The sequence below is a fragment of the Herminiimonas fonticola genome, from assembly GCF_040395855.1.
Taxonomy (GTDB): domain Bacteria; phylum Pseudomonadota; class Gammaproteobacteria; order Burkholderiales; family Burkholderiaceae_D; genus Oxalicibacterium; species Oxalicibacterium fonticola_A.
Genome location: NZ_JBEBPO010000024.1, coordinates 16,577 through 28,599 on the forward strand (window position 1 = coordinate 16,577; position 12,023 = coordinate 28,599).

Annotated in this window: 13 protein-coding genes and 1 pseudogene; 4 read left to right on the forward strand and 10 right to left on the reverse strand. The window is 55.6% G+C overall.

The annotated features are described in order from the left end of the window. Positions 1 to 148 precede the first annotated feature (148 nt). Positions 149 to 1,846, forward strand: a complete 1,698-nt coding sequence (locus ABWP27_RS05300; protein ID WP_353154357.1) for a SulP family inorganic anion transporter — start codon at positions 149 to 151, stop codon at positions 1,844 to 1,846. A 9-nt stretch (positions 1,847 to 1,855) separates the two neighbouring features. Here the strand turns inward: ABWP27_RS05300 and bamE are convergent, their stop codons facing one another. Then, positions 1,856 to 2,356 carry an outer membrane protein assembly factor BamE domain-containing protein gene (gene bamE / locus ABWP27_RS05305; RefSeq protein WP_353154360.1) on the reverse strand — a complete coding sequence of 167 codons (501 nt, stop codon included), beginning with the start codon at positions 2,354 to 2,356 and terminating at the stop codon, positions 1,856 to 1,858. Positions 2,357 to 2,574: 218 nt separating this feature from the next. Here bamE and ABWP27_RS05310 point away from each other — a divergent pair, with 218 nt between their 5' ends. The 3 genes from ABWP27_RS05310 to panC all read left to right on the forward strand — a co-directional run bounded on the left by ABWP27_RS05310 (position 2,575) and on the right by panC (position 4,586). Continuing rightward, a complete protein-coding gene (locus tag ABWP27_RS05310; protein ID WP_353154363.1) occupies positions 2,575 to 2,787 on the forward strand; it encodes a DUF3460 family protein in 213 nt (70 codons plus the stop codon). 21 nt (positions 2,788 to 2,808) lie between these two features. Then, on the forward strand, positions 2,809 to 3,666 hold the full coding sequence (locus ABWP27_RS05315) for a segregation and condensation protein A (protein WP_112991967.1): 858 nt from the start codon (positions 2,809 to 2,811) through the stop codon (positions 3,664 to 3,666). Positions 3,667 to 3,746: 80 nt separating this feature from the next. After that, positions 3,747 to 4,586 carry a pantoate--beta-alanine ligase gene (gene panC, locus ABWP27_RS05320; RefSeq protein WP_353154365.1) on the forward strand — a complete coding sequence of 280 codons (840 nt, stop codon included), beginning with the start codon at positions 3,747 to 3,749 and terminating at the stop codon, positions 4,584 to 4,586. A 26-nt stretch (positions 4,587 to 4,612) separates the two neighbouring features. On the opposite strand, the gene ABWP27_RS05325 is transcribed toward panC, so the two are convergent. The 9 genes and pseudogenes from ABWP27_RS05325 to ABWP27_RS05365 all read right to left on the reverse strand — a co-directional run. Continuing rightward, positions 4,613 to 4,990, reverse strand: a complete 378-nt coding sequence (locus tag ABWP27_RS05325) for a PilZ domain-containing protein (RefSeq protein ID WP_353154368.1) — start codon at positions 4,988 to 4,990, stop codon at positions 4,613 to 4,615. 137 nt (positions 4,991 to 5,127) lie between these two features. After that, positions 5,128 to 5,646: a DinB family protein gene (locus ABWP27_RS05330; RefSeq protein WP_353154371.1), complete on the reverse strand. Its 519-nt coding sequence runs from the start codon at positions 5,644 to 5,646 to the stop codon at positions 5,128 to 5,130. Next, the gene (locus tag ABWP27_RS05335) at positions 5,643 to 6,257 is read right to left on the reverse strand and encodes a ParA family protein (protein ID WP_353154374.1); all 615 of its coding nucleotides are present in this window, start codon (positions 6,255 to 6,257) and stop codon (positions 5,643 to 5,645) included. Before ABWP27_RS05335 ends, ABWP27_RS05330 begins: the two co-directional genes overlap by 4 nt. Before the next feature lie 180 nt (positions 6,258 to 6,437). Next, positions 6,438 to 7,874: a cobyric acid synthase gene (locus ABWP27_RS05340; RefSeq protein ID WP_353154390.1), complete on the reverse strand. Its 1,437-nt coding sequence runs from the start codon at positions 7,872 to 7,874 to the stop codon at positions 6,438 to 6,440. A 35-nt stretch (positions 7,875 to 7,909) separates the two neighbouring features. Beyond that, complete coding sequence (locus ABWP27_RS05345) at positions 7,910 to 8,806, reverse strand: cobalamin-binding protein (protein WP_353154377.1); 897 nt, start codon at positions 8,804 to 8,806, stop codon at positions 7,910 to 7,912. After that, positions 8,803 to 9,801 (reverse strand): threonine-phosphate decarboxylase CobD, encoded by a 999-nt coding sequence (gene cobD / locus ABWP27_RS05350; protein ID WP_353154380.1) that lies wholly within the window; start codon positions 9,799 to 9,801, stop codon positions 8,803 to 8,805. The genes ABWP27_RS05345 and cobD overlap by 4 nt, the downstream gene beginning before the upstream one ends. Continuing rightward, positions 9,794 to 10,747, reverse strand: a complete 954-nt coding sequence (gene cbiB, locus ABWP27_RS05355) for an adenosylcobinamide-phosphate synthase CbiB (protein WP_353154383.1) — start codon at positions 10,745 to 10,747, stop codon at positions 9,794 to 9,796. The genes cobD and cbiB overlap by 8 nt, the downstream gene beginning before the upstream one ends. A gap of 1 nt (position 10,748) precedes the next feature. After that, positions 10,749 to 11,297 (reverse strand): bifunctional adenosylcobinamide kinase/adenosylcobinamide-phosphate guanylyltransferase, encoded by a 549-nt coding sequence (cobU, locus tag ABWP27_RS05360; RefSeq protein ID WP_353154386.1) that lies wholly within the window; start codon positions 11,295 to 11,297, stop codon positions 10,749 to 10,751. Continuing rightward, a pseudogene (locus ABWP27_RS05365) lies at positions 11,294 to 12,023 on the reverse strand (cobyrinate a,c-diamide synthase); the annotation flags it as partial. The gene cobU and the pseudogene ABWP27_RS05365, both read right to left, overlap by 4 nt.

Consider the following 12,023-nt stretch of genomic DNA (forward strand, 5'->3'; position numbering starts at 1 on the left):
TGCATGCGCCAGGCGCATGTGCCTGGCATCGCACATTGCCAGACTAGCCCCCTCATTCTTCGCAAAAAACGCTAACTGTCGTACCATCAGGGTAAGCCTGCCATAGACAGGCGTTGCGACAGTAATGTGAATTGTGGGAGTGTATTCAATGAAGCCGTTCAGATTTTCGTTCCGCCCTTCTCTTCTAAAGGATTTGCGCGGCTACGATGTGCCTGCATTCTTTCGCGATCTGAGTGCCGGCCTGACGGTCGGTATCGTCGCCTTGCCGCTGGCCATGGCGTTTGCCATTGCCAGCGGGGTCAAACCGGAAGCCGGCATTTTCACTGCCATCATTGGCGGCTTCCTGATTTCCGCGCTCGGCGGTTCACGCATCCAGATCGGCGGGCCGGCCGGCGCGTTCATCGTCATCATTTACGGCATTGTTGAAAAGTACGGTGTCGCCAACCTGCTGATTGCCACCATCTTTGCCGGCATGATGCTGTGTGCAATGGGATTATTCCGGCTCGGCTCACTGATACGCTATATCCCGGTGCCGATTGTGATCGGCTTCACCAACGGTATTGCCGTATTGATCGCCCTGTCGCAAATGAAGGATTTTTTCGGCTTGCAGATAGAAAAAATGCCGGGCGATTTTTTTGCGCAAATCCAGACGCTAAGCGCAAACGCGCATTCGTTTAATCCCGCCAGCATTGCCATTGCGCTGGTTTCCCTGCTGCTGATTTTCAGCTGGCCGAAACTGTGGCAGGCAAAGTCGGGCATATCGGACGGAGTTGGCAACAAACAGGATAATCGCCTGCACCGTATATTGCGTGCGCTACCCGGCACCATTCTGGTTCTGGTGCTGGCAACCCTTGCCGTTTCCCTGTTCGATCTGCAGGTCGATACGATAGGCAGCAGATTCGGTGGCATACCGCAGGGTTTACCCTCTTTCGCATTACCACAGTTCACATGGGAACTGGTCAAGCAGCTATTTCCACCCGCACTGACCATCGCATTGCTGGGCGCCATCGAATCGCTGTTGTGCGCGCGCGTTGCCGACAATATTACCGGCGATCGCCACGATCCGAATCAGGAGTTGATGGCGCAAGGTTTCGCCAACTTCATCACGCCTTTCTTCGGCGGCATTCCGGCCACCGGCACGATCGCACGCACGGTAACCAATATCCGCGCCGGCGCCGTTTCACCGATTGCCGGCATCCTGCATGCGCTCACCTTGCTGATTATCGTCCTGGTCGCGGCACCGCTGGCCAACAATATTCCGCTCGCCGCACTGGCCGCGATTCTTTTATACGTTGCCTACAATATGGGCGAATGGCATGAATTTGCACGACTCAGGCATTTTTCGATGAACTATCGGATTCTGATGCTGGCGACTTTTTTGCTGACGGTGATCGTCGATCTGACAGTTGCCGTGCAAGTCGGGCTGGTGCTGGCATGCGTCTTTTTCATTTACCGCATCTCCAGCCTGACGCGTATTGAATTGATCCCGTCCGATCGCCTGAGCACACCGTTGCCGCACGGCGTACTGGCCTACTCGATCTTCGGTTCGCTGTTTTTCGGCGCCGTCGACAAGCTGGAAGGGCTGATTGATGCGGAAGCGATACCGGAGCAGGCATTGATCCTGGAGTTGCACCAATTGATCAATCTGGATGCAACCGGACTCGATGCACTGGAAACCATACGCAAGACCTTGCAAAAGAAAGGCAGCCAGTTGATTCTGTGCGGAGCGAATCGGCAGCCGCTGGACTTGATGCGGCGCAGCGGCTTTCTCGAACGGCTGGGTACGCAGAATTGCCTGGATAACCTGCCCGATGCGCTGGCACGCAGCACGGCGCTGACACTGTAATCTCAGGTATTAGCCCAGGTCAGGATCGGACACCGATGTGCGGGTAACCTTGCCGCTGTCGATATCGAAATGCACGTTGAAAAACCGTTCGGTGGCCGGCCCCTCCAGATAACGCCAATCCCACACCTCTTCATTCTTCAAGGCGAATTTGACGATGGTGCGCGGCTTGCCGAGTTTGCGTCGTACCTGATCGCGATTCATGCCGGCTTCTATGGTCGCGAAGTTTTCCGGCGTTAATACTTGCGTGTAAGCCTGGAACACACCCTGCGCATCCAGATTGACCATGAAAGTGCGATGTCCCGCGGGCCCTTTCGGGTATTCAAGCGTGCGCGCGCCATTGTCTTCCGGCCAGATCATTGCCGGCTCGCCCATCGCACTACGCACGTCAGCTTCTGACGACACGCCTTTGATCAATTTTTCCAGGCCGAAGTCTTCGATAGCACGACCGTTACAGCCCAACATCAGCAAACCGCAAACAAAGCCCGACAAGGCACGCAAAAAATTCTTCATTTCCACTCCATTCAAAATCGCTCATCGCCGTCCGGCATGGTTTTTTCATGTTACCGGCTGGCGCAATTGCCAAAATGCCAGTATCGCATTGCTCTACTGCCAACAGCCGGAATTGTATCTATTCAAAACGCCTCTTTTTGCGTCCGATGCAAACTCGCGGAAGCGGGCGCAAGACAGGGTAAAATAGGGGCTGATTCCACCTCGTTGACAATTTACCCATGAAATTCAGCAAACAGCACGCCAATTACCAGTCCGAGATCACGCAGTTCATCGACTCACTGAAAGCAAAAAACCCGAACCTTGAAACATCCCAGCTCGCCGGTCGCGCGCTGCTGTGGGATAAAAGCCCTATCGATCTGGAACAGCAAGCGCGCAATGAGGCTTCGCGTGTCAATCAGCAAGCTTACCCGTACCAAAACAAAGTTCGGTAAATGAGCAACGGGCCGAACACGATGCTGGCGCACCTGCCTTCCAGTGCGCCCGATCTTGTAGTTGACGGCAGGCCGGATACCACGCCGGATGTCATTGACGGCGTCGCTTACGCGCGTCTGTACGGCGAACCGCTGTTCCGCATGCCGACGGATTTGTATATTCCGCCGGATGCGCTGGAGGTCTTCCTCGAAGCCTTTGAAGGCCCGCTCGACCTGCTGCTGTACCTGATCCGCAAGCAGAACTTCAACATCCTAGACATTCCGATGGCGCAGGTGACGAAGCAGTATCTGCAATACGTCGATCAGATCCGCCTGCATAATCTCGAACTGGCAGCCGAATATCTGTTGATGGCTGCGATGCTGATCGAGATCAAATCGCGCATGCTGCTGCCGGTACGCAAGGCCGATACCGGCGAAGAAGCCAGTGATCCGCGCGCCGAACTGGTACGCCGTCTGCTCGAATACGAGCAGATGAAACTCGCTTCGCAGCAAATCGACGCCCTGCCGCAACTCGGTCGTGATTATGTGCGCACGCAGATTTACATCGAACAAAGCATCGTCACGCGCTGGCCGGAAGTCGAAGTGGTCGATCTGCAAGCCGCATGGGCCGACTTGATCAAGCGTGCGAAACTGACTGCGCATCACATGATCAGCCGCGAAGAATTGTCGGTACGTGAACATATGACATCCATTCTGCGCCGTCTGCAATCCACAAAGTTCGTTGAATTCGCCGACCTGTTCGATCCTTCGCGCGGCGTACCTGTAGTGGTCGTCAACTTCGTCGCCCTGCTGGAACTGGCGAAGGAAACCCTGATCGAGATCACGCAGGCAGAACCGTTCGCACCGATTTACGTGCGCCTGGCTTACGCGCCCAGTTGAACATTGCTCCATCCATACCAATCATGACGTTTTTGCGCAGCAGCATGTGACGCGCAACACAACCCCACCAAGACAGCCTTATGAAGATCATTTCCTGCATTGATGAATTGCGCGACCATTTGCGCGGCCAGTTGCGTACCGCCTTCGTCCCGACCATGGGCAATCTGCACGACGGTCATCTGTCGCTGATGCGACTGGCGCGCAAGCATGGCGATCCGGTCGTTGCATCGATCTTTGTCAATCGTCTGCAGTTCGGCCCTAACGAAGATTTCGATCGCTACCCACGCACATTTCAGGCTGACGTCGAGAAACTGGAAAAGGAAGGCGTCTACATCCTGTTCGCACCGACGGAAAAAGATCTGTATCCGGAGCCGCAGGAATTCCGCGTGCAACCACCGAATGATCTGGGCAATACGCTGGAAGGCGAATTCCGTCCCGGCTTTTTCAGTGGCGTGACCACTATCGTATTGAAGCTGTTTTCCTGCGTACAGCCGAGCGTCGCCGTGTTCGGCAAAAAGGATTATCAGCAGTTGATGATCGTGCGCAATATGTCCAAGCAGTTCGCACTGCCGACCGAAATCATCGCAGCTGAAACCTATCGCGCCGAAGATGGCCTGGCGCTGTCCTCGCGCAATATGTATTTATCCGCTGAAGAACGTGCGGAAGCGCCGGAGCTGTTCAAGAATTTGAACGCGGTGGCCAACGAAGTCCGTAGCGGACATCTGGATATTTTCCAGCTGGAACGGCAGGCAATGGCCGATCTGAGCCAGCGTGGCTGGAAGCCGGATTACATCTCGATCCGCAAACGCAGCAATCTGCAGCCACCATCGGCCGGCGATATGGCGCAAGGCGAAAAGCTGGTCGTGCTCGCCGCCGCAAAATTGGGCGCCACGCGTCTGATCGACAATCTGGAAATCTGATTCTGCATTCCACCTGGTTTCGTTTTTTAATTTGACGAAGCCAGGGATACGGACAAGCACGTTGCAATGATTTTTTGCAATTGCTGCTTGTGTGCTTCGACATTCCCATCGATATAAAGGCTGGTACGAAACCCATCGGTGCCAGCCAATATGCAATGCATCGCCTTGCAGGAAAACTGCAACTGAACGATGCGTGCACCGACGACTGCATCCAGTGCGACGGAACACAATTTCCCTGCCTTGATCGGCGCTGGACTCATGACGGCCAAACCCTGCATGGAAACATCCATAGTGCGTATCTGCATCGTCGCCTCATCGGTGGTCATCAAACCACGACGGCGAAATACATAACGTTGTTCTTGTCGCCTTGAATCCTGTGCCGCCAGCATCGCATGTGCACTCATGATGACTCTTTCTCAAAGAGGGACAGTCATGAATGCTACGGATGCAGCGTGACGGGTTGATGACAACGTAAGCTTGAAATGTTAAAGATGTTTGAGCGCGCAGAATCAGCAGACGCAGCGCATTGCAAGGAAGAAGACTACGGATTTTGATTCGGCATCATCATTAAATCGGTCGCGCCGAGATCAATTTTTTGTTGGGATAGCAGCGTCGTTACCTGGCCGCGATGATGCGTCTGATGATTGAACATATGCGTAACAGATTGCCATGCCGGGCCGCTACGCGTGGATTTTGTCATGCCGCTATACCAGGAAAAATCGCCGGCCAGCCACGTGGCATCCAGACTCGCCGCCCACACTACCAATTCTTCATCCAATGCAATTCGCGCTGCTTTCAATGCATCCCACTCGGCATGCACATCGACATTACCGGGCGTAGTCGGCATCGCTCTCTCCAGCACCGTGCCCTTGGTAAAACGACCCAGCCACATTGCATCACCCCACAGCAGATGATTCAGGGTTGAATGGACAGATTTGAAAAACGCACCGCGATCGGCCTTGCGCTCCGTATCGCTTAACTGTTCGCTGGCTGCATACACCTTGCCGTTCATCCAGCGGTTGTAACGCGCCAGTAACTGCGCGTACTCGGGTGAAATCATTTTTTCTCGACCCACTGCAACAGGTCCTGCCATTGTTCGAGATCTTTTTCTACGCGCGAAGGTGCAACATCCCATAGCGTGGCGCCGTTCGCAGCGAGCTGCACATAGTTTTGCGTATCACGCAGGAAGCCAAGTACCGGAATACCGAGTCCATGCACATATTGCGTCAGTTGATCGGCCGCACGCGTACGACCGTTGACGCGCATGCCAAGTACGCTGAGATCGAATTTAGCTTTGGTTTGCTGCAGTTTTTGCAGGAATTCCTGCGTCGCCAGAATATCGAAGATCGAGGGCTGCAAAGGTACGATCACCTTGTCGGCAATCTGCATCACCTTGTCAAAACGCTTGCCGCTGAAACCGGCCGGCGTATCGAGCACGATGTGCGTGGTTCCTTTCGGCGGCTTGGCGACATGACCGTCTTCGATTTCCCACGGCTGGATCGCCGGCAGGGAAGCTGGACGCAATGCCAGCCAGGAGCGCGATGATTGCTGGGCATCGACGTCGCCCAGCATGACCTTGTGCCCCTGCGCTGCAAAATAGCCGGCAAGATTGGTGGCAAACGTACTCTTGCCCACGCCGCCTTTCGGGTTGGCGATGACGATGACTGGCATGAAATTCCCCTTTTAGCGTTATTTTCGGCGACTCTCTTGAAAACCAGCTCGTATCCCACCCCTGCATGCTGATTTGCAGACAAGAATATCATGCTGCATTGCAAGTTCAATCCCGTAGCGGATCTTGCGTAATGAGTTTGTTGCAGACGCGCCAAAACCGGCGCACATCGGGGCTGAAGATCAGACGGCCGGATCGCCTAGTACGCACAGCGCATCCAGCAGCGGCTGCGCAGCCTGTGCAATGCGGTCCAGACTGGCCTCCCGCAAACGCGCCGTATCAACCATGGCGTCGCTATTGAGCCCAGCCCAGCGTAGCAATGCTGAACAGGCCGAGGGCGTATCGAACATTCCGTGCAGGTAGCTGCCGAGAACTTGATCATCGACAGAACGCGCGCCTTCAGGCCGGCCAGCTATGATAAAAGCCGGATGCGAGCATGCTTCGCCTTCGGAAAGTCCCATGTGGATTTCGTAACCGCTGACGGCGGCATCCGTATCTGCAAACGCACAAATACCGTGGACCTGCTCCAGCTGCTTTTCCTGCGTCAGTACGGTCGCAATATCCAGCAAGCCCAAACCTTGCGAAATACCCGGCGAGCCTTCCACTCCTTGCGGGTCGGCTATCGTCTTGCCCAGCATCTGATAGCCGCCACAGATACCGATGATCTTGCCGCCGTAACGCGCATGACGGATCAATGCCTCACGCCAGCCATTGGCAACCAGCCAATCCAGATCGCCACGCGTATTTTTGCTGCCCGGCAGGATAATCAGGTCGGCAGCCGGAATCGGCTGCCCCGGCCCTATCAATTGCAGATCGACATCCGGGTGCGCGCGCAGCGCATCGAAGTCCGTGTGATTACTGATACGCGGCGGTACCGGCACGACAACGCGGAAAGCACCGCGCGCGGTTTGCGTTTGTTCCACCGCATCTTCGGCATCAAGAAACAAACCGTGCAGATACGGCAAGACCGCCAGCACCGGCTTGCCGGTTTGTTCTTCCAGCCAACGCAAGCCGGGTTCAAGCAAACTGATATCGCCGCGAAAACGATTGATGACAAAACCGATCGTCCGTTTGCGTTCGCTCTCCGACAGGCAAGCCAGCGTACCGATAATGTGCGCAAACACGCCGCCTCTATCGATATCGGCAACCAGGATGACGGGGCAATCGACGGCTTCGGCAAAACCCATGTTGGCGATATCGCGATCACGCAAATTCACTTCAGCCGGACTACCCGCACCTTCCACCAATACGGTTTCATATTGCCCGCTCAAGCGGCCATACGATTCCAGCACGGCCTGCATCGCGATCGGTTTGTAGGCGTGATAGTCGCGCGCATTCATGTCGCTGCGTGCCTTGCCGTGAATGATCACTTGGGCGCCAGTATCGCTAGATGGCTTGAGCAAAATCGGATTCATGTCGGTATGCAACGGCAAACCGGCGGCAACCGCCTGCAATGCTTGTGCACGCCCGATTTCTCCGCCATCGCTGGTAACCGCACTGTTCAATGCCATGTTCTGCGGCTTGAACGGCACGACCTTCACACCCTGTTGCGCAAGCAAGCGGCATAGCGCTGCAACCAGCGTGGTTTTACCGGCATCGGATGTGGTGCCCTGCACCATCAAGGTAGGGAAAGGAAATTTCACGGCTGCTTATTTCACGGTTGAGTTGATGACTTGGCTGAGCGGCGACTACGAGCAAGCTCCAGTTTTTCGCACACCATCGCCGCACCTTCAATCAAACGCGGTCCGGCACGATTCAGCAAATCGCCGTCTATCGGAAACAGATTGCCGTTTTTTACGGCAAGCAGATTCGGATACTGCTCCCACATTTCCAGGCCGGCTGTCTTTTTCTCTCTGCGTCCACCGGTAAACATCGCCTCCGGGTTCTCCAACAATACGGATTCGACGCTGACAGTCGGCGCGGTAACCGACAATTTGGCAAATACATTTTCGCCACCGCACAAGCGGAAGACATCGCTCATGATGTGTTCGCCATTGAGCGTATATACCGGCTTGCCCCAGACCTGATAGAAGGTGCGCACCGGAGGGCGATTGCCGTATTGCGTGCGCAGACGCGTCAATTCCGCACGTTCGGCAATCGCCGTTTTTTCTGCCTGCTGTTCAGTACCCATCAACTTCCCGAGACGCTGCACGCTATCCGGAATATCGCTGAGCTTCTTTGGTTCGCTGTAATAAAACGGAATACCGAGTTTGCGCAAATGTTCAAGTTGACGTTCCGAATTGCCATGTAACCAGACCACCAGCAAATCCGGCTTGAGCGCGATGATGCGTTCTATATCGATTTGCTGATGATTGCCCACACGCGCAATCTTCAGCGCAGCAGCTGGATAATCGCTGTATCCGACCGTGCCCACAATACGGTCGCCGCCGCCCGCCGCAAAGATCAGTTCAGTCGCATGCGGTGCCAGCGAAATAATGCGTTGCGCCGGCTGACTTACGACGACTGCATTGCCTGCATCGTCCTGCACGCTGATCGTTGCATGCGCCTGCAAGGCGAACAGCGATAAAGCGAATAACAAACCAGATTTCATTTTTCTTCCTGTTGAATAATTGAGGCAGCCCATGTACTCAATGCTTGTTGTAATCTCTGCCAGCCTTTTTCATCCGCTGGCAAGCCGATGCGTACACCATGCGAGAAAATTCGCACCCAGATACCGTGCTGTGCCATATGCTCTGCGAATACTGCAGCACGCACGTCAGGCCAATACTGATACAGGGCTGTGCCATGCGATGCAATGCCATGCGATGCCAGCAGTCGCTGCAAACGCATACCGCTCTCGTGCAATTGACTACGCATGGCCTGCTGCCATGCCTGATCCGACAAGGCAGCACTGCCAATCTGCTGCGCCGGACCGCTGACTGTCCACGGCCCCAGCAAATCGGCCAACTGTTTCAGCAAATCCGCATGCGCCGCAACAAAACCCAAACGCAAACCGGCCAGACCGAAAAATTTTCCAACCGAGCGAAACACGATCAACCCCGCCTGCGAGGTATGCACTGCCACGCTTTGTTCCGGTGCAGTATCGCCAAATGCCTCATCAACTATCAGCCAGCCGCCACGTGCCGCCAGTTGCTCTGCCCAGCGCAGCAATGCCTCCGGTGCGATTTTCTCGCCAGTTGGATTATTCGGGTTGCAGAGCGACATTACATCGCATACCTCCAGCTGAGCCTCCAACTGATCGTAAGTCACTTCACGCACATCATGCCCGGCTTGTCGCCATTGATAACTGTGCTCTGCATACGAAGGCGCTGCAATGACAACCCGGCTGCGTGCACGCAAGCGCGGCAATGTCTGTATCGCCGCCTGCGTACCGGCAACCGGCAATAACTGCGGCGCACCGTAATAAGTTTGTGCAGCTTCCAGCAAAGTCGTGCTCGGCTCCGGCAAACGGTGCCATGCATCCGGTGTCAGCTGCGGTACTGGGTAGGCTTGCGGATTGATGCCGGTAGACAGATCCAGCCACTCTTCGCGCGGCCGACCATACCGCCGGACTGCATCGTTCAGATTACCGCCATGCTCAAGCATTGATGATCCCTGCTATCACAGCTGCAATACAAATCAGCACCAGCCACAAGGCCGTCGTCAAGACCACCAGACGCCAGGCGCGGGCGATATCCTTGCCTGTGGCTGCAGGGCCGATACCCAGCGGCGGACGCTGTTCCACTTCGCCATCGTAAATTGCGGCACCGCCTAGCGATATCCCCAAGGCACCCGCACCTGCCGACATCACCGGCCCCGCATTCGGACTCGACCAGGCTGGTGCCTGCACCCGCCAGCATTGCCATGCCTGCCGCGTATTACCGAGCAATGCATAAGACAGCGCGGTCAGGCGCGCCGGAATGAAATTCAGCACGTCATCAATGCGCGCAGCAACACGACCGAACGCATTGAACCGTTGCGTGCGATAACCCCACATTGCATCCAGAGTATTCGCCAGGCGAAACAATACAACGCCGGGGCCGCCTGCCAGAACAAACCAGAACAAGGTGCCGAATACCGCGTCATTGCCGTTTTCCAGCAGGGATTCCACTCCGGCCTTGGCCAGATCGGATTCTTCCGCCTGCCGCGTATCGCGACTGACAATGCGCGCGGTCAACAGGCGCGCCTGCGGCAAATCATCGTCCATCAATGCATTTGCTATCGGTAAGGTATGGTCACGCAGGCTGCGCAATCCCAGGCTGAAATACAACAATAGTGCATGCACTGCCAATGCAAGCAGCGCATCGAATTGCGCCAGCCAGAAAGTGAATAGCCAGGCCAGCAATACCAGCGGCAACACGGCTAGCGTCCATGCCACTGCGCCGTGCGCAATGCGCGATTCACCGGCATTGAGTTTCTTTTCCATTGCTATCGCCAGATTGCCGAAACCGGCCAACGGATGCCAGCGCGTCGCTTCGCCCAAGCGCATATCCAGCAACACGCCTATCAACATCAGGATGGCAATCACGCCGCAAGACAAACCAAACAGCATCTCAGCCCTTCAATGTCAGCGGCAAACCGGCGACGATCAATACGGCACGCTCACATACGGCAGCGACAGCCTGATTCAAACGTCCGGCTTCATCGACAAACCAGCGCGATACCGCACCTTGCGGAACAATGCCCTGCCCGACTTCATTCGACACCAGAATCACATCGCCCCTGGCTTGCGTCAGCGCTTGCAGGAAAGCAGCGCGCTGTTCAGTAAAGCAGGCAGGTGCATCGATGGCGCCGATTTCCGGGAATTCTTTTTCTTCTGAAAACAGCAGATTGGAGAGCCACACCGTCAGGCAATCCACCATGACCAGATTGTCCGGTGTACTGTGCTTTTCAATCGCAGCACCCAGCGCCAGCATTTCTTCTACGGTCACCCAATGACTATCGCGTCGCGCGCGATGATGCGCAATACGTGCCTGCATTTCTGCATCACCGGCTTGCGCGGTGGCGATATAGACCACTGGCTTGCCGGCTGCAGTCGCCAGCGCTTCGGCATGAGCACTCTTGCCTGAACGCGCCCCACCTATTACCAGTGTGCGTGTCATGCTTTTACTTCAGGAGAAAAAATCCGTGCCATCGCTGCCGGGCACGATGAGAAATAGGCGTGGAAATAAGTCGCAGTCAAAGCGCCTTGTTTATATACCGCTTCGCCAGCTGCGCCATTCGATCGCTTGACCGTCTGTACCTGCGGCTCGAGCGGCGTACTCAGCGTTGAATAATGGAAGGCATGTCCGCGCAATTCGCCATCTTCCGTTGCGAGTGACTGCATGCCCAGACCTGCCAGCTTGCCTTGCATGATCACTTCACCCGGCATCAAACCAACCATAGGCCATTGCTTGCCCTGCGCATCTGTCAGGCTGTCGGCAATCACCATCATGCCGCCGCATTCTGCGAGTATCGGCATATTCCGTGCATGCGCAGCACGCATGGACTCCTGCCAGCGCTGTGCTGCCGACAAAGTCGCGCAATGCAATTCTGGATAACCACCCGGGATATACACGGCATCCGCTTCCGGTGGAATCGCTTCGTCATTTAACGGAGAAAAGAATTGCAGTCGTGCACCCGATGCGCGCAGGCATTCCAGATTAGCGTGATAGACGAATGCAAAAGCCGCATCGCGCGCAATCGCGATTGTTTTACCGACCAGTAATTGCGGCATGGTCGATGCGGCAAGACTCTCATCCAGCGTAACTGGTTCAATGGCATTCCAGGCAGCCATATCGATCTCGATCTGATCGGCAAGCTGGTCCAGCACCTGATCGACCTGTGCG

Bases quoted from the DNA above. Each gene is read 5' to 3' on its own strand.
- ABWP27_RS05330 (WP_353154371.1), bottom strand. From the start codon at position 5,646: ATGATTTCACCCGAGTACGCGCAGTTACTGGCGCGTTACAACCGCTGG.
- ABWP27_RS05300 (WP_353154357.1), top strand. From the start codon at position 149: ATGAAGCCGTTCAGATTTTCGTTCCGCCCTTCTCTTCTAAAGGATTTG.
- ABWP27_RS05325 (WP_353154368.1), bottom strand. From the start codon at position 4,990: ATGAGTGCACATGCGATGCTGGCGGCACAGGATTCAAGGCGACAAGAA.
- panC (WP_353154365.1), top strand. From the start codon at position 3,747: ATGAAGATCATTTCCTGCATTGATGAATTGCGCGACCATTTGCGCGGC.
- cobU (WP_353154386.1), bottom strand. From the start codon at position 11,297: ATGACACGCACACTGGTAATAGGTGGGGCGCGTTCAGGCAAGAGTGCT.
- ABWP27_RS05335 (WP_353154374.1), bottom strand. From the start codon at position 6,257: ATGCCAGTCATCGTCATCGCCAACCCGAAAGGCGGCGTGGGCAAGAGT.
- cbiB (WP_353154383.1), bottom strand. From the start codon at position 10,747: ATGCTGTTTGGTTTGTCTTGCGGCGTGATTGCCATCCTGATGTTGATA.
- ABWP27_RS05345 (WP_353154377.1), bottom strand. From the start codon at position 8,806: ATGAAATCTGGTTTGTTATTCGCTTTATCGCTGTTCGCCTTGCAGGCG.
- ABWP27_RS05310 (WP_353154363.1), top strand. From the start codon at position 2,575: ATGAAATTCAGCAAACAGCACGCCAATTACCAGTCCGAGATCACGCAG.
- cobD (WP_353154380.1), bottom strand. From the start codon at position 9,801: ATGCTTGAGCATGGCGGTAATCTGAACGATGCAGTCCGGCGGTATGGT.
- ABWP27_RS05315 (WP_112991967.1), top strand. From the start codon at position 2,809: ATGCTGGCGCACCTGCCTTCCAGTGCGCCCGATCTTGTAGTTGACGGC.
- ABWP27_RS05340 (WP_353154390.1), bottom strand. From the start codon at position 7,874: ATGGTGCAGGGCACCACATCCGATGCCGGTAAAACCACGCTGGTTGCA.
- bamE (WP_353154360.1), bottom strand. From the start codon at position 2,356: ATGAAGAATTTTTTGCGTGCCTTGTCGGGCTTTGTTTGCGGTTTGCTG.